Below are 21,179 nucleotides of genomic sequence, written 5' to 3' on the forward strand. Positions count from 1 at the left end.
AGCTCAGGCAATACATCAATGCAGATCCAAACCACGGCAGCGATCATCGGAGGCGGCGTCATCGGCGGCGGATGGGCGGCGCGGTTCCTCCTGATGGGCTGGGATGTGCGTGTCTACGATCCCGACCCCGAGGCCGAACGCAAGATCGGTGAAGTCCTCGCCGGCGCCCGCCGTGCCCTGCCGATGCTCTACGACGTGGCCCTGCCGCCCGAAGGGAATCTCACGTTCCACGACACGATCGCGGACGCGGTAACCGGCGCAACTTGGGTGCAGGAGAGCGTTCCCGAGCGCTTGCCGCTCAAACACAAGGTCCTCGCAGAGATCATCGCCCACGCACCCGCGGGCGCGCTCGTCGGCTCATCCACCTCCGGCTTCAAACCGTCGGAGCTGCAAGAGGGCTCGAAGACCCCGGACCGCATCCTCGTCACGCACCCGTTCAACCCGGTCTACCTCCTGCCGCTCGTTGAACTCGTCGGCAGTTCAAAATCTTCACCTGAAACATTTGAAAAGGCCCAGAACCTCCTGACAGATATCGGGTTCTTCCCACTCCGCGTTGAGAAAGAAATCGATGCGCACATCGCCGACCGCTTTCTCGAGGCCGTCTGGCGCGAGGCGCTCTGGCTGATCAAGGACGGCATCGCCACAACTGCCCAGATCGACGAGGCCATCCGCATGGGGTTCGGCCTCCGATGGGCGCAGATGGGATTGTTCGAGACATACCGGATTGCCGGCGGGGAAGCCGGCATGCGCCATTTCATCGAACAATTCGGCCCCGCGCTCGCCTGGCCATGGACCAAGCTGATGGACGTCCCCGACCTTGACGCCGCGCTGATCGACAAGATTGCCGCGCAATCCGACGCGCAATCGGGCCATCTGTCCATCCGCGAACTCGAACGCCTTCGCGACGACAACCTAGTCGCCCTTCTGCGGGCCCTCCGCCAACAAGGCAGCGCAGCCGGTGCACACTTAAATCACCATGAAAAGATCATTTCGCAAACCCTTGATAATGCGTCTCCTTTGGAGACTGTGGCGCGCACGGTTCCCGTCGATTGGACCGACTACAACGGCCATATGAACGAGGGGCGCTACGGCCAAGTGTTCTCCGACGCCGCCGACAGCGTCATGCGCCTCGTCGGCGCCGACCAAACCTACATCGACGCGGGCCTCAGCTATTTCACAGTCGAAACGACCATCAAGTATCTGGCCGAGACGCACGCGGGCGCAGACATCAAAGTCACAACGCAAGTAATTGAGGGTGCAGGCAAAAAGCTGAAACTGCACCACGAGATGATGGGCGCTGACGGCACGCTCCACGCCACGTGCACGCAAATGCTCATCCACGTCAGCCTCGAGACCCGCCGTAGCTGCCCGCCGCGCGCGGACGTCATGGAAGAGGTTGAACGCCTCGCCGCAACCCACGGAGCCAAAACATGAATTTTGGATTGACGTCCGAGCAGGAGATGATCGTCTCCACCGTGCGCAGCTTCGTGGAGAACGAAATTTACCCGCACGAAGAGCTGGTCGAACGCACCGGTGAAGTGCCGCCCGACCTCGCCGCAGACATCAAGCGCAAGACCCAGGAGCTTGGCTTTTACGCCTGCAACTTCCCCGGAGAGGTCGGCGGCGCCGGGCTGAACCACCTCGACTTTGCCCTTGTCGAACGCGAGCTCGGGCGTGGCTCCATGGCGCTCACGCATTTCTTCGGCAGGCCACAAAACATCCTCATGGCCTGCGAGGGCGACCAACGCGAACGCTACCTTTTGCCCGCCGTACGCGGCGACCGCATGGACGCGCTCGCCATGACCGAGCCCGAGGCCGGTTCAGACGTTCGCGGCATGCGCTGCACGGCGCAGCGCGAGGGCGGCGATTGGGTCGTTAACGGCACGAAGCACTTCATCTCCGGCGCCGATCACGCTGATTTCTTTATCGTTTTCATCGCCACGGGCGTCGACGAAACCCGCAAGGGACCCAAGAAACGCATCACGGCGTTCCTCATCGACCGTGGTCACCCCGGCTTCGAGGTCCGCGACGGCTACCAGTCGGTCAGCCACCGCGGTTACAAGAATTGCATTCTGGAGTTCAACGACTGCCGCCTCCCGGATGCGCAAGTGCTGGGCGAGGTCGATGGCGGCTTCGAGGTGATGAACACCTGGCTCTACGCCACACGCATCACCGTCGCGGCGATGTCCGTCGGCCGCGCGCGGCGTTGTTTCGACTACGCGCTCGACCACGCCGCGACCCGGCGCCAGTTCGGCCAGCAGATCGGCAAGTTCCAGGGCGTCGGCTTCCAGATCGCCGACATGATCACTGAAATCGATGCAGCCGACCACCTCACACTGGCCGCGGCGTGGGCTTTGGACCAGGGCCATGACGCCAACCGCCAAATCGCCTCGTCCAAACTCTACGCCACCGAAATGCTGGCCCGGGTCACTGACACCACGCTGCAGATCTTCGGCGGCATGGGCCTGATGAGCGACTTTCCCATCGAGCGATTCTGGCGCGATGCCCGCGTCGAGCGCATCTGGGACGGCACCTCGGAAATCCAGCGCCACATCATCGCGCGCAGCCTGCTGCGACCGCTCGGCGCATGACACGCGGTGTACCCAAAAGTCCAATGCCTTCGGCGAGGATATTTTCAGCCAGAAGAAGTCACAAGACCTGGGTCCACCCCCGAGGTGCGCTGGCAGCTCGGGGGCTTCTCCTGGCGCGGTCATCGGCGTCCCCGCCTGTACCGCATCCCTTCCTGTCACGACGCGCATTAACAGGGCGTTACCTCGGGCTTCTTCTGGCGAAAAATATCCCCGCCGGAGGCTCCGACGCGTCCGCCTGCGCTGCCATCTCCCCATGAAACGCGAACTTTCCCGTTTGCTTGCGCCGAAAAGCGTCGCCGTTGTCGGGGGCGGGACCTGGTGTACAAATGCGGTGCACGCACTTGCGCGTTTCGGCTTTGGCGGACCGGTGTTCCGGGTGCATCCGACACGGGACAGGATCGATGGGATCGCAACCTATCCTTCGGTGCGCGACTTGCCGATCGCACCAGACGCCGCCTTTATCGGGGTCAATCATGCTGCAACGCTGGAGGTCGTTGCGGACCTGCGCGCCAAGGGGGCGGGCGGTGCGGTTGCCTTTGCGAGTGGATTTGGCGAAGTCGACGGCGGAGTTACGCGCGAGGCTGCGTTGCGCGCGGCGGCGGGCGAGATGCCTGTGCTCGGGCCGAATTGTTACGGCTTTGTCAATGCGCTCGACCGTGTTGCGCTTTGGCCGGACGTGCACGGGTGCCAACCCGTCGACCGAGGCGTGGCTGTCGTCACGCAATCCTCGAACCTTGCGATCAACCTGACGATGCAAAGGCGCGCCTTGCCGATCGCGATGGTCGTGACCGCCGGCAACCAGGCGCAGATTGGCCTCGCGGAAGTTGGGCGCGCGTTGGTCGCGGACCGGCGTATCACGGCACTTGGCCTGCATATCGAGGGCATCGGTGATCTGCGCGCGTTCGAGGCACTCGCAGTGGCGGCACACCGCGCCGGTACGCCCGTGGTTGTACTCAAGACCGGCCGTTCACGCGAGGCGCAGGCGGCGGCAGTCTCGCACACGGCCTCGCTTGCCGGTTCGCACGCCGGTGCATCTGCGCTTTTTCGGCGCCTTGGCTGCGCAGAGGCGGAGGGGGTCGAGGATTTCCTCGAAACGCTCAAGCTGTTGCACGTCGGCGGTCCGCTCAAGGGCCATGCCATCGCGTCGATGTCGTGCTCTGGCGGCGAGGCAAGCCTGATGGCAGATGCCGCGCATCGCGTGGGAGGCGTCGCCTGGCACCGGCTTTCAGGCACGCAGACGCACGCACTGTCGCAAGCACTGGGACCCAAGGTCGCGATTGCCAACCCGTTGGATTATCACACGTATATTTGGAACGACGTGCCTGCGATGACGCGCGCCTATGCGGCGATGCTGCGCGGCGATCAGGCGTTGACCTGCATCGTCGCCGACTTTCCGCTGGCCGATCGCGCAGACCCGGCGGACTGGATGTGCATCGTTGATGCAGCGAAGGCGGCGGTGGCCGAGACGGGCGGGAGGCTGGCGCTGCTCTCGACGTTGCCCGAGACCATGCCGGAGGAGACTGCGCAGGACCTGCATGCCACGGGCATCGCGACGCTCTGCGGGATGGAGGACGGTCTACGCGCGATCCGGGCGGCGGGTGGCATCGGTGTGCCTGAAGCAGCGCCTGTTGTCTGGACCGAGCCGCCGACGGACGTGGCGCTTTTGGCGGAGGCGGAAGCCAAAGCGTGGTTGGCCGGATACAGCGTGCCGGTTCCAAGGGGCGTCAGCGCCACCAGGGCCGACGCTGCGCACGCCGCGCAAAACCTGCATCCACCGCTGGTGGCCAAGGGGCAGGGGCTCGCGCACAAGAGCGAGGCGGGCGCGGTGCGGCTGGGCCTCTCGATCCCGGACCTCTCCCGCACGGCGGCGGAACTGCCAGGCACGCACGTGTTGATCGAAGAGCAAGTGACCGACGGGCTCGCCGAGCTGCTGGTGGGCGTGGTGCGCGATCCGGCGCACGGCTTTGTGCTGACGCTCGGGGCGGGCGGGACGCTGACCGAGCTTTGGCAGGACACCGCCTCGCTGCTGGTGCCGGCCTCCCGCGCCTCCGTCGATGCGGCGCTGGCATCGCTCCGGATCGCGCCGCTGCTGGACGGCTGGCGCGGCTCGCCGCCTGTCGCGCGCGCGGCGTTGCTCGACGCGGTCATGGCGGTGCAGGATGCGGTCATCGCCGAGGCCGCAACGCTCGAAGAGGTGGAAATCAACCCGCTGATCGTGACGCATACGCGCGCGGTCGCGGTGGACGCATTGGTTCGGAAAGGAACGCCCGCATGACAGATGCCCTGACGATCACGCGCCGCGGCGCGGTGCTGGAGGTGGTGCTGGACCGCCCCAAGGCCAACGCGATCGACCTCGCGACAAGCCGCGGGATGGGGGAGGTGTTCCGGGATTTTCGCGATGACCCGGCGCTGCGCGTGGCGCTGCTGACGGGCGGCGGGGAGAAGTTCTTTTCTGCCGGTTGGGACCTCAAGGCGGCGGCGGACGGCGATGCGGTGGACGGCGATTACGGCGTCGGCGGCTTTGGCGGCCTGCAAGAGCTGCGCGGGCTGAACAAACCGGTGATCGCCGCGATCAACGGGATTTGCTGCGGCGGCGGGCTGGAGTTGGCGCTGTCGGCGGACATCCTGATCGCAGCCGAGCACGCCAGCTTTGCGCTGCCGGAAATCCGCTCGGGCACGGTGGCCGATGCCGCCAGCGTCAAGCTGCCAAAGCGCATCCCGTACCACATCGCGATGGAGATGCTGCTGACCGGGCGCTGGCTCGAGGCCGAAGAGGCGGCGCGCTGGGGGATGATCAACCGTGTGGTGCCGGCGGATGAGCTGATGGCGGCGGCGCGGGAGACTGCCGATCTTATTGCATCGGGTCCGCCTCTCGTGAATGCGGCGATCAAGGAGGTCGTGCGCGAGGCCGAGGCGCTGACGTTTCAGGACGCGATGAACCGGATCACCAAACGGCAGTTCGCGACCGTGGACAGGCTTTACTCCTCGGAAGATCAGCTCGAAGGCGCGCGCGCCTTTGCCGAGAAGCGTGATCCGGTTTGGAAGGGGAAATAGGCTGGGGCGGGCGCCTATATTTCGCGAATTGGACCATCAATAAAACGCAGTTGAAACGGTGGTTCACGCGCCGTCCCGCGGGGTGGCGCAATCGCGCCGCCCCATGGGGGCGGGTCGGCGCGGCCTGACGGTGCCCGTCAGGCGGGTGCTCTGATCTGACACTAGGTTCTGATTTGGTTGTGTCTCTAGTTTTCCGATTTGGAGCGTTGGAGGCACTTGGTTCTTTGAGATCTTTGCAAACCCAGCCTTCAGCCGACCGAGGAATCACCAAACTTCAACCGATGCATGAAGAGCGCCGCGCAAACCTCTGACCAGAAACCAAAAAAGACGCAGGGAGCCCTGCGTCTTTTTCGCTGTAGCGTGGTGAAGAAGTCTTGGGTCTTAAGTCTTGGGTTCTTCAGTAGTGCGGTCTTGGGTCGTCTCGTAAAGCGCGTCTGTTTGCGCCTGAGACATAGTTCCCCCGACCGGGGAAGAGGGCGCTCAGCGCCCCCAGACGCGCACGGGACCGCAGTCCATGTGCACGAAATTGGAGCCCGAATAGCGGCCGACGCCGCCACCGTTGCAGGCCCCTGCTGCCCGCGCGATCTGACCGACCGACCGGGAATTGAGCCGCAGGTCTGCCGCCTGGCCGCGCATGTGCAGCGAATTCTTGGCCACACCCTTGGACCGCGAGCGCAGCATCGCGTTGGTTTCCGGGCTGCGATAGCCAGAGAGCAGCATGTACGGCTCATTGGTATCGAGCAGGTTATGGGCTGCGGCCATGATGTCGACTGTGCGCAGGTCCATGTTGTAGGTCTTGTTGTTGCGCCAGTCGCGCATGAAGCGGTTCACCTCGGTGACCGCGTCCTTGATATAGTCGCCTTCGACCCAGTAGATCATGTCGATGCGTTCCCCGGTGCGCCCGGAATACATCTTGATCCGCCGAATATCACCGGACCCCCGAAGGAACCCAGCCGCGTTTGTGTACGTTGGTGCCGCAGTAACCATGGTCGCAGCAAATGCGCCCAGGATGCCACGGCGCGTAAAACCGCCGTTCTGTCTTGTCATTGCGAGCCTCGTCGCTTGCCTGGTGCCGGGTTTATCCCGGCTTCTGCCAATCATCCCCAGATGTCCGGTCGGTATGCCAGATTCGCGGCATTCCACCAACCTCGTTTCCAGGTGCTTTTTAGCGATCAAGCGTAATCGGCAGATTCGCGCTCAAAAAGTGGGAACTGTGGCGGCCCGGTGCGATTGGTTTGCCACTGAGTCAAATGCGCAACGACTTTTTGCCCTGTTTTCGCGTTTGTGAATGGACAGCGCGGTGTGGTCGCGGATGATGGGAGCAGCGGTGTTTTGCCGATAGAACAAAGAGCGGGATTTGAGATGAGACGTTTTACAGAGCGGGTGACCCGGCGGGCGGCGCGTTTCGGCGCGATATGTGCGGGCATGATGACAAGTGCCGTGGTTCTGAGCGGTGCGGCGCAGGCCGAGGGGTCCGTTTTCCAGGAAGTCACGGCGTTCAAACAGGCGATTGCCGAGGCGGCTTCGCGCGATGACGCGCTGGCCGCATTCTACAAGTCCAACAAGTTCGAGCCGATCTGGGTCGGCACCGATGCCGATGATGCCGCCCGGCGCGAGGCGTTTATCGCCGCCGTGCGTGCGGCGCCCATGCACGGGCTGCCTGCACAGACATACGGGCTGGGCACGCTTATGTCGCGGATGCGCTCGGTACAGGGCGCCGAGGCGCGCGCCGCGCTCGAGGTCGACCTGTCGCGGGCCTTTGTCGATTATGCCGCCGACATGCAGACGGGCGCGCTCGACCCGCAGAGGATCGACGCGGAGTTCATGCCGCGCGAGGTGCCTTTGCGGGACCGTGCGGACTACCTGACCGGGATCGCGACCTCGGCTCCGCACGCCTTTATCGCGTCGCTGCCGCCGGCCTCTCCCGAGTACACGCGCCTGATGAAGGCCAAGATACAGATGCAGCACCAGCTGGACCGCGGGGCCTGGGGCCCCAAGGTGCAGGCAAACTCGCTCAAACCCGGCCAGACCGGCGCCGCGGTCGCCACCTTGCGCAACCGTCTGGCGGCGATGGGGTACGGCACACGTTCGGCCTCGGCTGTCTATGACGACCGGCTCGCATCGGCCGTCATGGCGTTCCAAGAGGCACACGGCCTGACGCCGGACGGGGTTGCAGGCGCGGGCACGATGGCGGAGGTCAACGTGCCGTTCGAGCGCCGCATGCAGTCGGTGCTGGTGGCGATGGAGCGCGAGCGGTGGCTCAACCGTCCGGAGGGGCTGGGCGCGCGGCACATCCTCGTGAACATCCCAGATTTCACGGCCAAGATCATCGACGGCGGCAAGGTCACGTTCGAGACCGTCGCGGTGGTCGGCAAGGACACGTATGATCGGCAGACGCCCGAATTCTCGGACGAGATGGATCATATGGTGATCAACCCGTCCTGGTACGTGCCGCGCTCGATCGCAACAGGGGAGTACCTGCCCAAGCTGCGCGCCAACCCCTACGCGGTGAGCCATCTGGAGATCACCGACAGCCGGGGGCGTGTGGTGAACCGCGGCGCGGTGAACTTTGCGCAGTATTCGGCCAGCTCGTTCCCGTTCAACATGCGCCAGCCTCCGGGGCGGACAAATGCGCTGGGGCTGGTCAAGTACATGTTCCCGAACAAGCACAACATCTATCTGCACGACACGCCGGCCAAGAACCTGTTTGGTCGTGAAGTGCGGGCGTTCAGCCATGGCTGCATCCGGCTCGCCGAGCCTTTCGAGTTCGGCTACGCGCTGCTCTCGGCGCAAGAGGCGGACCCCAAGGGTTACTTCCAGTCGGTGCTGCGCACAGGCGCGGAGCGGCGGGTGAACCTCGAGGCGCCCGTGCCGGTGCACATCGTCTACCGGACGGCCTTCACGACCGCTAAAGGCGAGTTGCGGTTCCGCCGGGACATCTACGGCCGCGACGCGCGCGTCTTCCGGGCGCTGCAGAACGCCGGGGTTTCGCTGGGCGCAGTTCAAGGGTAAGCCTCGGCGCGTCACAGCGGAGCAGATATGCGCACCACATTGGCAGACATCGGCGCGGCGCTGAGGGCAGAGGTCTTTGGCGCCGCTGATCTCGTGATCACCGGCATTTCTGAGCCTGCGGACGCCGGGCCCGAAGACCTGGCGCTCGCCATGCAGCCGGCCTTCATCGAGGCGGTCCCGTCGGGCAAGGCGCGCGCGGCTTTGCTGCCCGCTGGCACGGATTGGCAGGCGCTTGGGCTTGAGGGGGCGATCTGTTCTGAACGCCCCCGGTACGCTCTGGCAGGCGCGTCGGCGATGATGGACCTCGGGGAGGGGTACCCGCCGGGCCTGCACCCAACTGCCTTTGTCGATCCCTCCGCGCAACTCGGCGACGGTGTGAGTGTCGGGCCTCTGGCGGTGATCGGTGCGGGCGCAAAGGTCGGCGCGAACTCGGTGATCGGGCCGCAGGTCTCCATCGGGGCAGGGGCCGTCATCGGGGCCAAGGCGCTGATCCGCGAGGGTGTGCGCATCGCAGCACGGGTCGAGATCGGCGACAATTTCATCGCGCAGCCGGGCGCCGTTGTGGGCGGGGACGGGTTTTCATTCGTTACGCCCGAGCCGTCGAACGCCGAGGAGGTGCGCGGCGCCATGTCAGACAGCGTCACCGCCGAGGCGCAAGCCTGGGCGCGCATCCACTCCCTCGGCGGCGTCGTCATCGGGGACGATGTGGAGATCGGCGCCAACGCCTGCATCGACCGGGGCACCGTGCGCCCGACGCGGGTCGGGGCGGGGTGCAAGATCGACAACCTCGTGCAAGTCGGCCACAACGTCGTGCTGGGACGCAACTGCCTTTTGTGCGCGGGCGCGGGCATCGCAGGCTCTTCCGTGCTGGGTGACAACGTGGTCGTCGCCGGTATGGCTGGCGTGGCCGACAACCTGACCATCGGGAACAACGTGGTGATCGCCGCGGCCTCCTCTGTCCTGGCGAATGTGCCGGCGGGGCGGGCCGTCATGGGTTACCCGGCGGTCAAGATGGAGACGCACACGGCCACCTACAAAGCCTCCCGCCGCCTGCCGCGTCTGATGGCGGATGTGGCGCGTCTCAAAAAGGCGGTTTTCAAAGACGGGCCGAGTGACTAAATCGGCGGCAACGACGTGAAGGACGCGCCGATGACCGCTTTGCCCAGCTTGCCCGAAGTCCAGCAAAAGGTGCGAGAGATTATCGCCGAGCAGGCGCTGCTCGAACCCGGCGATGTCACGCCCGAGGCAACGCTCGAAGAGCTGGGGATCGACTCGCTGGGGCTGGTGGAGAGCATCTTCGCCATCGAGGAAGCCTTCGACATCCAGGTCCCCTTCAACGCCAACGCGCCCGAGGCGAGCGATTTCGACATCTCGTCGGTCGCCACCATCGCGCGCGAGGTGCATAAGCTGGTGACAGAGCAGGGCTGAGGGATGCGCCGCGTCGTCATCACCGGGGCGGGCACGATCAACGCGCTTGGCCATAATGTGCCGCAGACGCTGGAAGCGATGCGCGAGGGGCGCTGCGGGATCGGTCCGCTGGACATCCGCGACGTCGACCGCCTCAGCATCCGCATCGGTGGGCAGGTGCATGATTTCGACGCGGAGACCGTCTTCAACCGCCAGCAGATCGCGCTTTACGACCGGTTCACGCAATTCACGCTGATCGCCGCGCGCGAGGCAATCGGGCAGGCGGGGCTGACCTTTGCCGGTGAGCTTGCCGCGCGGGCGGGCGTCGTGCTCGGCAATTCGGGCGGGGGCATGAACACGCTCGATGACAATTACCGCTCGGTCTACGAGGACGGTAAGAACCGCGTGCACCCTTTCGTGGTCCCCAAGCTGATGAACAACGCGGCTGCCGGGCATGTCTCGATGGAGTTCAATCTCAAAGGCCCGTCCTTTACTGTCTCGACCGCCTGCGCGTCCTCGAACCACGCGATGGCGCAAGCCTTTCAGGCGGTGCGCACGGGCATGTCGGACGTGATGATCACCGGCGGGTCCGAGGCCATGCTGTGCTTTGGCGGGGTCAAGGCATGGGAAGGGTTGCGGGTGATGTCCAAGGACGCCTGCCGGCCGTTTTCGGCCAACCGCAACGGCATGGTGCAGGGGGAGGGGGCGGGCGTCTTTGTCTTCGAAGAGTTCGAGCACGCCCGCACCCGCGGCGCCGACATCCTCGCCGAAGTCATCGGCTTTGCCATGTCCTCGGACGCCGCCGACATCGTGATGCCGTCCAAGCAAGGCGCCGCGCGGGCCATCGCAGGCGCTCTCGCGGACGCGCGCATCGACGCCTCGGACGTGCAATACATCAACGCCCACGGAACCGGGACGGCTGCCAACGACAAGACCGAATGCGCCGCCGTCGCCGATGTGTTCGGCCCGCAGGCGGACAAGGTGATGATCTCTTCGACCAAGTCGATGCACGGCCACTGCATCGGCGGCACCGGCGCGGTGGAGCTGCTCGCCTGCATCATGGCCCTGCGCGATGGCGTGGTCGCGCCGACCATCGGGTACGAAGAGCCGGATCCTGAATGCGCGCTCGACGTTGTGCCGAACGAGGCCCGTGAGGCGGAGGTCACCGTGGCACTTTCCAATGCATTTGCCTTTGGCGGGCTGAATGCGGTGTTGGCTTTGCGCAGGGTTTGAAAATCGAACGGCGTGAAGTTACCGCGCCCCCACCGCCTCCAGAAACATCTGCCCGAACATCGCATCGACCTCCGGCGTATAATGCCCGTCCGAGATAAAGTTCGTCGGATCGCGCAGGTCGATGTGTTCAGCAGAGGCCAGATAGTTGATGCCCTCCGCCTCCAGCGTCTCCTGCAACAGTGCCAAAAGGTCCGCATCGCGCGGATCGCGCGTCTGGATCAAGAACACCCACGGCTCCTGCCCGTCGGCGCGTGCGGTGGCGGCGAACTCCGTCACCATCCCGCGCAGGACCTCCTCGTAAGGATAAGCCTGCCCGTGCAGCACATCGGCGCGCACGTTCTCCACATGCGCGGTCGCCCAGGCGCGCCGCACCAGCCGCGCAAAGGGGGAGGCGTCGAGCCAGGTCGCCCCATGCGTGATGGCTGAGTAAAACGGATCGTAGCGCGCCTGCTGCATCTGCCAGAGGCGCGCCTGGGCCGGGTCCTCGAGCTCCGCAAGGCTTCCGACAACCGGCGCCACGGTCACAAGCCCGCTCTCACCCGGCACAAACACCGGGTAGGTAAAGGGCGCCGGCTGCTCGAAAATCCACGTCGCGTTGGTGAAGGCGGCCATGCCCGGCACCGCAGATGAGACGAAGCCCAGCACCACGACCTCGCCCGCGCGCCGGTTGGCGCGGTCCTCGAGGAACATGCCGTAGGTAAAGTTCGGCGGCGCGCTTGGCCCGGAATGGCTGTCGACGCGGAGGGTGTCCGACTGCGCCGTTGCCGCGCCAAGGATGTTCTCGACAAACGACATGCTGTAGCTGCGCACCTGCACGCTGGCGTCCGCGGCGCCTTGCGCAAACTCCGCTTTCGACATCGCCAGGATGTCAGGCCGCCACGCCACCTCGTAGAGGTTGCCCGGCGTGCCCGGCGCCTCTGCCCAGCGGGCGTGCTTGCCCGGCACCGAGCGTCCGTACTCGAAATACTGCACGAGGCTCCCGAGCCGCCCGGACCCTTCGGCCCAGCGCAGCGCCTGCGCCACGCCAAAATCGAGCAGCGCCAGAAAGGCGACGGTGAGCGAGACGAGGAGGGCGGTGCGCTTCATCTCTGTCTCCTCAGAACTGGAAGTAGATAAAGGCTGACGTCTGCGTCGTCGCGCCAAAGGCCAAAAGGTACACCATCCCGGCATAAAGCCCTGCGCGGATCACCATCGGCCAGGTTTGGTAGAAGGCCGCCTTCCCGGTCCACTCCGCCAGGAGGTCCCAGACAAAGAGGAACATCACGCCCAGCAGCGTCGCAAGCGGTGGCATCGGCAACGTCATGCCCGCAGGCCCCGCAAAGAGCCGCTGGCTGAGGTCCACGATCTGCTCCACCGAGGTCGAGCGAAAGAGGATCCACGCATACGAGACCACCTGAAAGAAGAGCAGTGTGACCACCCAGCGCTGCACCACGGCCATCACGCCCGTGCGCACGGCCTCCTTCGTGCCAAAGACCGCCCGGTGGATCGCAAGGATTGCGCCCTGGTAGGCGCCCCACAGCACATAGTTCCACGCCGCCCCGTGCCAGAGCCCGCCCAGCACCATCGTCGCCATCAGGTTGCGGTAGGTCTTGAGCTCCCCGCCGCGATTGCCGCCCAGCGAGATGTAGAGGTAATCCTTGAGCCAGGTCGACAGCGAGATGTGCCACCGTCTCCAGAACTCCTGCGGGTTGGTGGCAAAGAACGGCTGCTCGAAGTTGCGCATGAGCCGGAAGCCGAGGATCAGCGCGACACCGCGCGCAATGTCGGTGTAGCCCGAAAAGTCGCAATAGATCTGGATGCCAAAGAGATAGATCGCAAAGAGCACGTCGAGCTGCGTCGGATCGGGATTGGCAAAGACCGCATCGACCGACGGCGCGATGCCGTCGGCGATCACCACCTTCTTGATCAGACCGAAAAGGCACAGCACGGCGCCGCGGCCAAGGTTCTCCCACGTCAGCACACGCGGCATCGCGATGTTCGGGAGCAGATTCCTGGCCCGCTCGATCGGTCCCGCGACAAGCTGCGGAAAGAACGCCACAAACAGAGCGAAATCGAGGAAATCATTGCTCGGCGCCAGACGCCGGCGATAGATGTCGATCGTGTAGCTCATCGTCTGGAACGTATAGAACGAGATGCCGACAGGCAGGATGATGCTCAGCGTCAGCGGGTCGGGCTCGTAGCCGATCGTGCGCGCGAGCGCCTGGAAGCTGTCGGTAAAGAACCCGAAATACTTGAAGAACCCCAGCATCCCGAGGTTGACCGCCACCGAGATCATCAACAGGCGCTTGCGCCGGACCTCCGCGCTTTCCGCATGGATTTTCTGCCCGATCACGTAGTCGACAAAGGTGCTGAGCACGATCAGGCTCAGAAAGCGCCAGTCCCACGCCCCGTAAAAGACGTAGCTGGCCACCAGCAGCATCCGGTTCTGCGCCTTGTGCGGCAAAAGCACGTAAGCCGTGCCGACGACAGCGAAGAACACCCAGAATATCAGGTCGGTGAAAAGCACGAAAACCCCTGCGCGCGGTGACCAAACAAGACCTCAGCCGCGCGCCAAAGCGCACAGGCTAGTGCGACCTACACGTTCAAAGTGGCACAATTGAGCAGGCTTTGTGACCCCGTCAGAGGCCGGCCATGCGCGCAATCTCCGCCGGTGTGTGCCCTTCGGCACGAAACGCGGCGATGCTGCGCGCGTCGTCGCGCTTGGCCAGCCGCTTGCCGGTCTCGTCGCGCACCAGCCGGTGATGGGCGTAGCCCGGAACGGGCAGGTTCAAGAGGTGCTGCAGCGCCCGGTGGATCTTGGTGGCGGGCGCCAGGTCCGCGCCGCGCGTGACCAGCGTGACGCCCTGATCGGCATCGTCGAGCACCACCGCCAGGTGATAGCTCGCCGCCATGTCCCTGCGCGCCACGACGATGTCTCCGACCTCTTCCCTCAGCTCTCTTGTGGTGACCGTCTGCGTGGCGCCGTGCTCGCGCCAGCTCAGGTTCGGCAGGTCCGCCGCATTCCAATCAAGACGCAAGACGCCCTCCGGCCTTGACCCCGTGCGCGGCTGCGCGTTCCGGCACGTGCCGGGATAGATCAGCCCGTCTGGCCCATGGTGCGGCGCGCCTTCCTGCGGGGCGGAGGCCGCCTCCGCAATGTCGCGGCGCGTGCATGTACAGACGTAAAGCAGCCCGCGCGCCCAGAGCGCGTCGAGCGCCGCCGCATACCGCGCCGTTCGCTCCGACTGGCGCATCACCGGGACCTGCCATGTGAGCCCGAGCCACGCCAGATCGTCGAAGATCTGCGCTTCCCACGCTGGCCGCGACCGGTTCTGGTCAAGGTCGTCGATCCTGAGGTGAAACATGCCGTTGTCGCCCGCCGCCTCCGCCGCAACCAGCGCCGAATAGGCATGGCCGAGGTGCAACGGACCCGTGGGCGAGGGCGCAAACCGCGTGACCCGGGTCAAAGCGCTCGGCTCACGGTGCACCCGTCACTGGCGCTGGATCACGTAGACAAAGGAATTGAGCCCCTTGCCCGGCAGATGCGGCCCGTACTCCTTTGAAAGGAGCGTGACCCGCCCCGCGTCCAGATGCCGGTTGAGCGCGCTTTCGTAGACGGGATCGGCCAGCGTGTGGTCGTTGAAGGAAAAGACCAAGAGCCCCTCCGGCTCCAGGTGATCGACCAGCGTATCGAGCACCTCTGCCGGCGCCGCACCTGCGCCGATCACGCCGATGGCCGCGATGGCATGGTAGTCGCCCGCCGCAAACGGCAGGTCTCCTGCGGGATCGTAAGCCGTCAAGTTGCGGTAAACCCCCTCCCGCGCCGCCGCGCCCGCGAGCATCTCAGCCGAGATGTCGCAGCCGTCGATCACGCTGAACCCCGCCGCGCGCAGCGCCACGCCCGAAAGCCCCGTCCCGCAGCCGAAATCGAGGATGGGCAGATCACTGCGCGCCATGGCCGCCCTAAGCGCCTCCGCACAGCGCGGCGGCGTCGCGTAGCCTGCTTCGGCCACCTCCGCATCATAGGTCGCCGACCAGCGCGCATAGAGCTCCTGCGTCGCCTGAACGCCGTCGAGGTCATACGCTTCGTCGAGGAACTTGGTCATGTCGCGACGCTAACCCACCGCTGCACGACACCGCAAGCGTCGCGCAACATGGGGGCCAGCCCGCCGTCCATTGGGCTTGACCCAATGGCGTCAAATGAACGGCCCCCCGAGGTATTTTCGAACCAGAGAAGCTGGAACCCGGTCCGTATTTCTTCTGGCGGGAAATATCCCGGGGGCTTGGGGGCTGGCCCCCAATCCAACCTTGGCAACACGACCATCGCTTGACAGGACTGCGCGGCTGCGCGACGGCTTGGCGATGTTCGACATCCGCCCGGTGGGATATGTCATTGGCCTCTTGGTCTCGGTGCTGGGCGCAACGATGCTGCTCCCGCTCGTGGTCGATCTGTGGGAGGGGCGCGGGCATTGGCCGGTCTTTGCCGAGAGCGCGATCCTGACGGTGTTCTGCGGGCTTGTGATCTCGATCTCCTGCTCGAACGGAGTGGGACGGGGGCTCAGCTTGCAACAAACGTTCCTGCTGACCACAGGCGTCTGGTTTGCCCTGCCGCTGTTTGGCGCGATCCCGTTCATGCTTGGCGCGACCGGGGCCGGGTTCGTCGACGCCTATTTCGAGGCGATGTCGGGACTGACCACGACGGGCGCCACGGTCTTTACCGGGCTCGATGATCTGCCGAAGGGGCTGCTGCTCTGGCGCGGCATCCTGCAGTGGCTCGGCGGGATCGGGATCATCGTGGTCGCCATGGTGTTCCTGCCCGAGCTCAGGGTCGGCGGCATGCAGATCTTTCGCTCCGAGGGGTTCGACACGTTTGGGAAGATCCTGCCGCGGGCCACCGAGATCTCGGCGCGCATCTCGACGATCTACATCGGTCTGACGTTTGCCTGTGCGCTCGCCTATGCCCTGTGCGGGATGGCGCCGTTCGATGCCGCCGTGCACGCCATGACGACGCTCTCGACAGGCGGGTTCGCCAACGCGGATGCCTCGTTCGGCGCCTACGCCGGGGCTGCCGAGTATGTGGCGGTGGTCTTCATGCTGGCATCCGCCATGCCGTATGTCCGCTTCGTGCAGATCACCGCCGGCACCGCGCGCCCGCTTTTTCAGGACCCGCAGGTGCGCACGTTCCTGTCGCTTGTCTTTGCGATCACGGCGCTGATCACGCTCAGTTATGTGCTCCGGTTCGAGCGGATTTCGGAGGAAGCCCTGCGCCAGGCGCTTTTCAACACCACGTCGATCATCACCGGCACCGGGTATTCCTCGACAGACTACCAGCTGTGGGGGCCGTTCGTGGTCGCGGTGATCTTCTTCACCGGGCTGATCGGGGGCTGCGCGGGCTCGACCTCGTGCTCGGTCAAGGTGTTCCGCTACCAGATCCTTTTTGCCTCGATCCGCGCGCAGGTGCGCCGGATCCTCGCGCCGCACGGCGTCTTTACCCCCAAGTACAACGGAAGGCCCGTGGACGAGGACGTGCTGAACTCGGTCATGGCGTTCTTCGTGCTCTACTTCGTGACGCTGGGCGGGGTGTCCGTGGCGCTGAGCCTTGCCGGTCAAGACATCGTGACGGCCGTCTCAGGCGCGGCAGCGGCGCTGTCGAACATCGGCCCGGGCCTCGGCGATCAGATCGGGCCCGCCGGGAATTTTGCGGGGCTCGGAGACACCGAAAAGGTGATCCTGACCCTTGCCATGCTTGTCGGACGGCTCGAGCTGATGGCCGTCTTTGTCCTGTTCACCGCACGTTTCTGGAGGGCCTGATGCCTGCAATGCCGCTTGGCGCACAAATTTCCCATATGCTCAAGGAGCGCGGGGTCGAGGTGATCTTTGGCATCCCCGGCGTGCACAATCAGGAGATGTACCGCGGGATCGAGGAGGCCGGGATCACCCACGTGCTCGCGCGGCACGAGCAGGGCGCGGGGTTCATGGCGGACGGCTATGCGCGGGCGACGGGCAAGATGGGCGTGGCCTACGTGATCACCGGGCCGGGGCTCTGCAACATCATGACGCCGATGGGACAGGCGTATTCGGACAGCGTGCCGGTGCTGGTGATCTCGTCCTGCCTTGACGAGACGGCGGCGCGGCGCGGGCAATTGCACCAGATGCTGGATCAGGAGGCGGCGGGACGGGCGGTCTGCGACTGGTCCGAGACGGCGCGCTCACCCGAGGCCGCCTACGCGCTGATCGACCGCGCCTTTGTCGAGGCCGAAGTCCAGCGCCAGCGCCCCAAGCACCTGACGGTGCCGATCAAGCTGCTGGAGGGCGTGGCGGAGGCGCCAGCTGCTGCGCACAGCGCGCCGCACAGGGCGCGGTTGCCGGAGGCTCGGGCGGTCACAGAGGTGGCGGCGCGGATTGCTGCGGCAGGCAAGCCGCTCTTTATCTTTGGCGGTGGTGCGTCGCGCGCGTCGGAGGCTGCGCGTAGGGTTGTGGCAAAGGCGCAGGCAGCGTCGTTTGTCACTTATGCGGGGCGCGGGGTGATCGCGCCGGAGGCGCCCTTGCACTTCGGCAGCTACCTCGCGCGTCCCTCGAGCGCGGAAATCGCTGGCCAGGCGGATCTGGTTGTCGCAGTCGGGACCGACCTCAGCGAGGGCGACCTGTGGCGCGATGCGCTGGGACATGCCTGCCCGATGGAGGTCGTGAACATCGACGCCGAGGTGCTCGCCGCCGCCGCGCCGGGAGATCACCTCCACCATGCCGAAGCAGGTGCCTGGCTTGAGGCGCTTGAAAGCGCATTGGGAGAGGGGGCGAGCACCTGGCACCCGGCGGAGGTGGCCGCGCAAAAGGAGACGTGGCGGCGCGAGGTCGACACCGAACGGCCGGGCATCCTCAGGGTGGCGGACGCGCTCGAGGACGCACTGCCGGACGGCACGATGATCTACTCGGACATGACGCAATTTGCCTACGCCACCAAGGAGGTCTGGGACATGGACCGCCCCGTCCACTGGCACCACCCGACGGGGTTCGGCACGCTCGGTTACGCGCTGCCCGCCGCGATCGGCGGCGCGATGGGGCGGAAGGGCAAGCCGACGCTGGCCATCGCGGGGGACTACGGCCTGCAATACACCATCCAGGAGCTTGGCGCGGCGGTCGAGCTGGGCCTGCCGCTGCCGATCTTTGTCTGGGACAACGCCAAGCTCGGAGAGATCGAGGACAGCATGGTGCGCGCGCAGATCGCGCCCAACGCGGTCACACTGCGCAACCCGGATTTCTGCGCCTTGGCGCGGGCCTGGGGGGCGGCGGCGGTCAAACCGGCCACGCTTTCGGAGATGCAGGCGGCGGTGAAATCTGCATTCAAAGCAGACGGTCCAACCCTGATCCACGTGACCGCTGACATCGGCTGACCGGGATGGGTGCAAGCACCTCATCCTACATATCAGCGCGCCCCGTAGGATGGGTGCTTGCACCCATCCACCCGCCTAACCGCGCCAGATCCAGCCGCCGCCCAGGATGCGCGTGCTGCCCGGATCGTAGAACACACACGCCTGTCCTGGCGACACGCCCTCTTCGGGCGAGAGCAACTCGACTTCCGCCAGCCTGCCCGGTTTGGCGCGCAGGATGGCGGGCGCCGGAGGGCGGGTCGAACGCACTTTCACAGCGATCTCCCGCTCGGCCACATCCTCGAACGCGCCATCGCCCAGCCAGTTGACCTCTTTCACGGGAATGGTGCGGGTCGCCAGCATCGCCTTGGGACCCACAACGACCTGACGCGTCTCCACGTCCAGCTTGACCACGTAGAGCGGCTCGGTGAGCCCGCCGATGCCAAGCCCCCGGCGCTGCCCGATGGTGTAATGGATCACGCCGCGATGCTCTCCGAGCACACGGCCTTCGGAATCCACGATCTCCCCCGGCTCAGCAGAGCCCGGGCGGAGTTTTTCGATGACCTTGGCGTAGTTGCCATCCGGCACGAAACAGATGTCCTGGCTGTCAGGCTTGTCGGCGACCGGCAGGCCATAGCGCGCCGCAAGCGCTCGGGTCTCCGCCTTGGACGCCAGATGCCCCAGCGGAAACCGCAAATAGCTCAGCTGCTCGGGCGTGGTGGAAAACAGAAAATAGCTCTGGTCGCGCGCCGCATCCGCCGCGGCATGCAGCTCCGGCCCGCCAGCACCCATCTTGCGCTGGATATAATGCCCCGTCGCCATGCAATCGGCGTCAAGGTCCTTGGCCGTTTCGAGCAGGTCCTTGAACTTCACCCGTTCGTTGCAGCGGATGCACGGCACCGGTGTCGCGCCGCCAAGATAGCTTTCGGCGAACTCGTCAATCACCGCCTCCTGAAAGACGTTCTCGTAATCGAGCACGTAGTGGGGAAAGCCCATCTCCTCGGCCACGCGCCGCGCGTCATGGATGTCCCGCCCGGCGCAGCAGGCGCCTTTCTTGGCCAGCGCCGCGCCGTGATCGTAAAGCTGCAGCGTCACACCCACCACGTCATACCCCTCGGAGGCGAGCTCAGCGGCCACAACCGAGCTGTCGACCCCTCCGGACATCGCCACGACCACGCGCGTCTCGGACGGCGGCTTGGCGAATCCCAGCGAATTGAAGCGCGCATCAAGCGGCATGGCAGGCTCCGGTCTTGGGTGAAGGGCGTCGTAAAGCACACAATATGGGGAAAATGCAAGACACTCTCAAGGCCGCGTTTCACCGCCCGTTAAAGCCTTGCCGCCATGACTGCCCCCGAACGAGGCGCCCTCCGCGGCGCGGAAAGGACAGACATGTTTCTCAAGAAAGTCGATGGCTCGCGCGCCGTGACCTTGCCCGACGGGCGCACGATGACCCGCGCGGACCTGCCTGCCGCCGGCACGCGCCGCTGGGTCGCCTCCCGCAAGGCCGCCGTGATCCGCGGCGTCGCCTACGGATTGATGAGCCAGGAAGAGGCGCTCGAGCTTTACGGTTTGTCCAACGAGGAGTTCGCCGCCTGGGTGCGCCTGACCGAGGAACACGGCGAGGAAGCGCTGCGTTCGACGGCCCTGCAAAAGTACCGCAGCGCAAAAGTGTAGACAACTTTAAGTTGTTCTCGTAATTTTCCGATAACGGTAACGGCTGGTTAACTTCTTGGGGGTCATACTCGCAGGCAACCGCCCTGACAGTGGAGAAATGCGATGCGCGTCCTTTTGGTCGAAGACGATCCGGCAACGTCCAAGAGCATCGAGTTGATGCTGACCCATGCCAACCTCAACGTCTACGCGACGGATTTGGGGGAGGAGGGGATCGACCTGGCCAAGCTCTATGATTACGACCTGATCCTGCTCGATCTGAACTTGCCGGACATGAACGGCCACGAGGTGCTGCGCCAGCTGCGCATGGCGCGGATCGACACGCCGACGCTCATCCTCTCCGGCTCGGACGATACTGAAAGCAAAATCAAGGGGTTCGGCTTTGGCGCCGACGATTACCTGACCAAGCCCTTCCACCGTGAAGAGCTGATCGCGCGCATCCACGCCATCATCCGGCGCTCCAAGGGACACGCGCAATCGGTCATCAACACCGGCCAGATCACGGTGAACCTCGACGCCAAGACCGTCAGCGTCGACGGCAAGCCGGTCCACCTGACCGGCAAGGAATACCAGATGTTCGAACTCCTCTCCCTGCGCAAGGGCACCACCCTGACCAAGGAGATGTTCCTCAACCACCTCTACGGCGGCATGGACGAGCCGGAGCTCAAGATCATCGACGTATTCATCTGTAAGTTGCGCAAGAAGATCAGCGAGGCCACCGGCGGCGACAATTACATCGAGACCGTCTGGGGCCGGGGCTACGTTCTGCGCGACCCCGAGCCGGTCGCGGAAACACAGCGCCTCGCCGTCAGCGCGTAACGCGCAAGCCACTGCTCCCGAGGGGTCCGGCGCCTGTGAGCCCGGA

18 protein-coding genes are annotated in these 21,179 nt (G+C 65.2%); 12 read left to right on the forward strand and 6 right to left on the reverse strand.

The features are described from left to right. The first annotated feature begins 18 nt into the window (after nt 1-18). From ACU0B3_RS02675 to ACU0B3_RS02690, 4 genes are all read left to right on the forward strand, one after another. On the forward strand, nt 19-1,434 hold the full coding sequence (locus ACU0B3_RS02675; RefSeq protein ID WP_446259263.1) for a carnitine 3-dehydrogenase: 1,416 nt from the start codon (nt 19-21) through the stop codon (nt 1,432-1,434). Then, a complete protein-coding gene (locus tag ACU0B3_RS02680) occupies nt 1,431-2,591 on the forward strand; it encodes an acyl-CoA dehydrogenase family protein (RefSeq protein ID WP_446259264.1) in 1,161 nt (386 codons plus the stop codon). Before ACU0B3_RS02675 ends, ACU0B3_RS02680 begins: the two co-directional genes overlap by 4 nt. A gap of 253 nt (nt 2,592-2,844) precedes the next feature. Then, on the forward strand, nt 2,845-4,866 hold the full coding sequence (locus ACU0B3_RS02685) for an acetate--CoA ligase family protein (protein ID WP_446259265.1): 2,022 nt from the start codon (nt 2,845-2,847) through the stop codon (nt 4,864-4,866). Then, nucleotides 4,863-5,645, forward strand: a complete 783-nt coding sequence (locus tag ACU0B3_RS02690; protein WP_446259266.1) for a carnitinyl-CoA dehydratase — start codon at nt 4,863-4,865, stop codon at nt 5,643-5,645. Before ACU0B3_RS02685 ends, ACU0B3_RS02690 begins: the two co-directional genes overlap by 4 nt. A gap of 480 nt (nt 5,646-6,125) precedes the next feature. Here ACU0B3_RS02690 and ACU0B3_RS02695 read toward each other — a convergent pair whose 3' ends face one another. Beyond that, nucleotides 6,126-6,692 carry a YcbK family protein gene (locus ACU0B3_RS02695; protein WP_446259267.1) on the reverse strand — a complete coding sequence of 189 codons (567 nt, stop codon included), beginning with the start codon at nt 6,690-6,692 and terminating at the stop codon, nt 6,126-6,128. 315 nt (nt 6,693-7,007) lie between these two features. Between ACU0B3_RS02695 and ACU0B3_RS02700 the strand changes: the two genes are divergently transcribed. Genes ACU0B3_RS02700 through ACU0B3_RS02715 form a run of 4 tightly spaced genes read left to right on the forward strand, consistent with a single transcriptional unit; the run spans nt 7,008 to nt 11,297 of the window. Further along, on the forward strand, nt 7,008-8,657 hold the full coding sequence (locus ACU0B3_RS02700) for a L,D-transpeptidase family protein (protein WP_446259268.1): 1,650 nt from the start codon (nt 7,008-7,010) through the stop codon (nt 8,655-8,657). Between the two features lie 27 nt (nt 8,658-8,684). Beyond that, nucleotides 8,685-9,776, forward strand: coding sequence for a UDP-3-O-(3-hydroxymyristoyl)glucosamine N-acyltransferase (locus tag ACU0B3_RS02705; RefSeq protein ID WP_446259269.1), 1,092 nt, complete (start codon nt 8,685-8,687; stop codon nt 9,774-9,776). A 30-nt stretch (nt 9,777-9,806) separates the two neighbouring features. Next, nucleotides 9,807-10,085, forward strand: a complete 279-nt coding sequence (locus tag ACU0B3_RS02710) for an acyl carrier protein (protein WP_446259270.1) — start codon at nt 9,807-9,809, stop codon at nt 10,083-10,085. A gap of 3 nt (nt 10,086-10,088) precedes the next feature. After that, nucleotides 10,089-11,297, forward strand: coding sequence for a beta-ketoacyl-[acyl-carrier-protein] synthase family protein (locus ACU0B3_RS02715; RefSeq protein ID WP_446259271.1), 1,209 nt, complete (start codon nt 10,089-10,091; stop codon nt 11,295-11,297). A gap of 18 nt (nt 11,298-11,315) precedes the next feature. On the opposite strand, the gene ACU0B3_RS02720 is transcribed toward ACU0B3_RS02715, so the two are convergent. The 4 genes from ACU0B3_RS02720 to ACU0B3_RS02735 all read right to left on the reverse strand — a co-directional run bounded on the left by ACU0B3_RS02720 (nt 11,316) and on the right by ACU0B3_RS02735 (nt 15,382). Then, nucleotides 11,316-12,383, reverse strand: a complete 1,068-nt coding sequence (locus ACU0B3_RS02720) for a hypothetical protein (protein WP_446259272.1) — start codon at nt 12,381-12,383, stop codon at nt 11,316-11,318. A gap of 10 nt (nt 12,384-12,393) precedes the next feature. Then, a complete protein-coding gene (locus ACU0B3_RS02725) occupies nt 12,394-13,803 on the reverse strand; it encodes an MBOAT family O-acyltransferase (protein ID WP_446259273.1) in 1,410 nt (469 codons plus the stop codon). A 112-nt stretch (nt 13,804-13,915) separates the two neighbouring features. Next, a complete protein-coding gene (gluQRS, locus tag ACU0B3_RS02730) occupies nt 13,916-14,743 on the reverse strand; it encodes a tRNA glutamyl-Q(34) synthetase GluQRS (protein ID WP_446259274.1) in 828 nt (275 codons plus the stop codon). A 24-nt stretch (nt 14,744-14,767) separates the two neighbouring features. Beyond that, a complete protein-coding gene (locus ACU0B3_RS02735) occupies nt 14,768-15,382 on the reverse strand; it encodes a class I SAM-dependent DNA methyltransferase (protein WP_446259275.1) in 615 nt (204 codons plus the stop codon). Nucleotides 15,383-15,638: 256 nt separating this feature from the next. Between ACU0B3_RS02735 and ACU0B3_RS02740 the strand changes: the two genes are divergently transcribed. Continuing rightward, nucleotides 15,639-17,087, forward strand: a complete 1,449-nt coding sequence (locus ACU0B3_RS02740; RefSeq protein WP_446259276.1) for a TrkH family potassium uptake protein — start codon at nt 15,639-15,641, stop codon at nt 17,085-17,087. Next, the gene (locus tag ACU0B3_RS02745; RefSeq protein WP_446259277.1) at nt 17,087-18,667 is read left to right on the forward strand and encodes a thiamine pyrophosphate-binding protein; all 1,581 of its coding nucleotides are present in this window, start codon (nt 17,087-17,089) and stop codon (nt 18,665-18,667) included. The genes ACU0B3_RS02740 and ACU0B3_RS02745 overlap by 1 nt, the downstream gene beginning before the upstream one ends. Before the next feature lie 75 nt (nt 18,668-18,742). Here ACU0B3_RS02745 and mnmA read toward each other — a convergent pair whose 3' ends face one another. Further along, nucleotides 18,743-19,879 (reverse strand): tRNA 2-thiouridine(34) synthase MnmA, encoded by a 1,137-nt coding sequence (gene mnmA, locus ACU0B3_RS02750; RefSeq protein WP_446259278.1) that lies wholly within the window; start codon nt 19,877-19,879, stop codon nt 18,743-18,745. A gap of 153 nt (nt 19,880-20,032) precedes the next feature. On the opposite strand from mnmA, the gene sciP reads away from it, so the two are divergent. Together sciP and ctrA are read left to right on the forward strand one after the other, a co-directional pair. After that, entirely contained in the window at nt 20,033-20,317 is a 285-nt protein-coding gene (gene sciP / locus ACU0B3_RS02755; RefSeq protein WP_446259279.1) for a CtrA inhibitor SciP, read from the forward strand. Nucleotides 20,318-20,419: 102 nt separating this feature from the next. After that, nucleotides 20,420-21,133: a response regulator transcription factor CtrA gene (gene ctrA, locus ACU0B3_RS02760; RefSeq protein WP_446259280.1), complete on the forward strand. Its 714-nt coding sequence runs from the start codon at nt 20,420-20,422 to the stop codon at nt 21,131-21,133. The last annotated feature ends 46 nt before the right edge of the window (nt 21,134-21,179 follow it).

The sequence above is a fragment of the Pseudaestuariivita sp. genome (assembly GCF_052825805.1).

Coding starts and splice junctions, on each gene's coding strand:
- ACU0B3_RS02690 (WP_446259266.1), top strand. CDS start 4,863: ATGACAGATGCCCTGACGATCACGCGCCGCGGCGCGGTGCTGGAGGTG.
- ACU0B3_RS02680 (WP_446259264.1), top strand. CDS start 1,431: ATGAATTTTGGATTGACGTCCGAGCAGGAGATGATCGTCTCCACCGTG.
- ACU0B3_RS02685 (WP_446259265.1), top strand. CDS start 2,845: ATGAAACGCGAACTTTCCCGTTTGCTTGCGCCGAAAAGCGTCGCCGTT.
- ctrA (WP_446259280.1), top strand. CDS start 20,420: ATGCGCGTCCTTTTGGTCGAAGACGATCCGGCAACGTCCAAGAGCATC.
- ACU0B3_RS02700 (WP_446259268.1), top strand. CDS start 7,008: ATGAGACGTTTTACAGAGCGGGTGACCCGGCGGGCGGCGCGTTTCGGC.
- ACU0B3_RS02710 (WP_446259270.1), top strand. CDS start 9,807: ATGACCGCTTTGCCCAGCTTGCCCGAAGTCCAGCAAAAGGTGCGAGAG.
- mnmA (WP_446259278.1), bottom strand. CDS start 19,879: ATGCCGCTTGATGCGCGCTTCAATTCGCTGGGATTCGCCAAGCCGCCG.
- sciP (WP_446259279.1), top strand. CDS start 20,033: ATGTTTCTCAAGAAAGTCGATGGCTCGCGCGCCGTGACCTTGCCCGAC.
- ACU0B3_RS02745 (WP_446259277.1), top strand. CDS start 17,087: ATGCCTGCAATGCCGCTTGGCGCACAAATTTCCCATATGCTCAAGGAG.
- ACU0B3_RS02705 (WP_446259269.1), top strand. CDS start 8,685: ATGCGCACCACATTGGCAGACATCGGCGCGGCGCTGAGGGCAGAGGTC.
- ACU0B3_RS02695 (WP_446259267.1), bottom strand. CDS start 6,692: ATGACAAGACAGAACGGCGGTTTTACGCGCCGTGGCATCCTGGGCGCA.
- ACU0B3_RS02740 (WP_446259276.1), top strand. CDS start 15,639: ATGTTCGACATCCGCCCGGTGGGATATGTCATTGGCCTCTTGGTCTCG.
- ACU0B3_RS02735 (WP_446259275.1), bottom strand. CDS start 15,382: ATGACCAAGTTCCTCGACGAAGCGTATGACCTCGACGGCGTTCAGGCG.
- ACU0B3_RS02715 (WP_446259271.1), top strand. CDS start 10,089: ATGCGCCGCGTCGTCATCACCGGGGCGGGCACGATCAACGCGCTTGGC.
- ACU0B3_RS02675 (WP_446259263.1), top strand. CDS start 19: ATGCAGATCCAAACCACGGCAGCGATCATCGGAGGCGGCGTCATCGGC.
- ACU0B3_RS02720 (WP_446259272.1), bottom strand. CDS start 12,383: ATGAAGCGCACCGCCCTCCTCGTCTCGCTCACCGTCGCCTTTCTGGCG.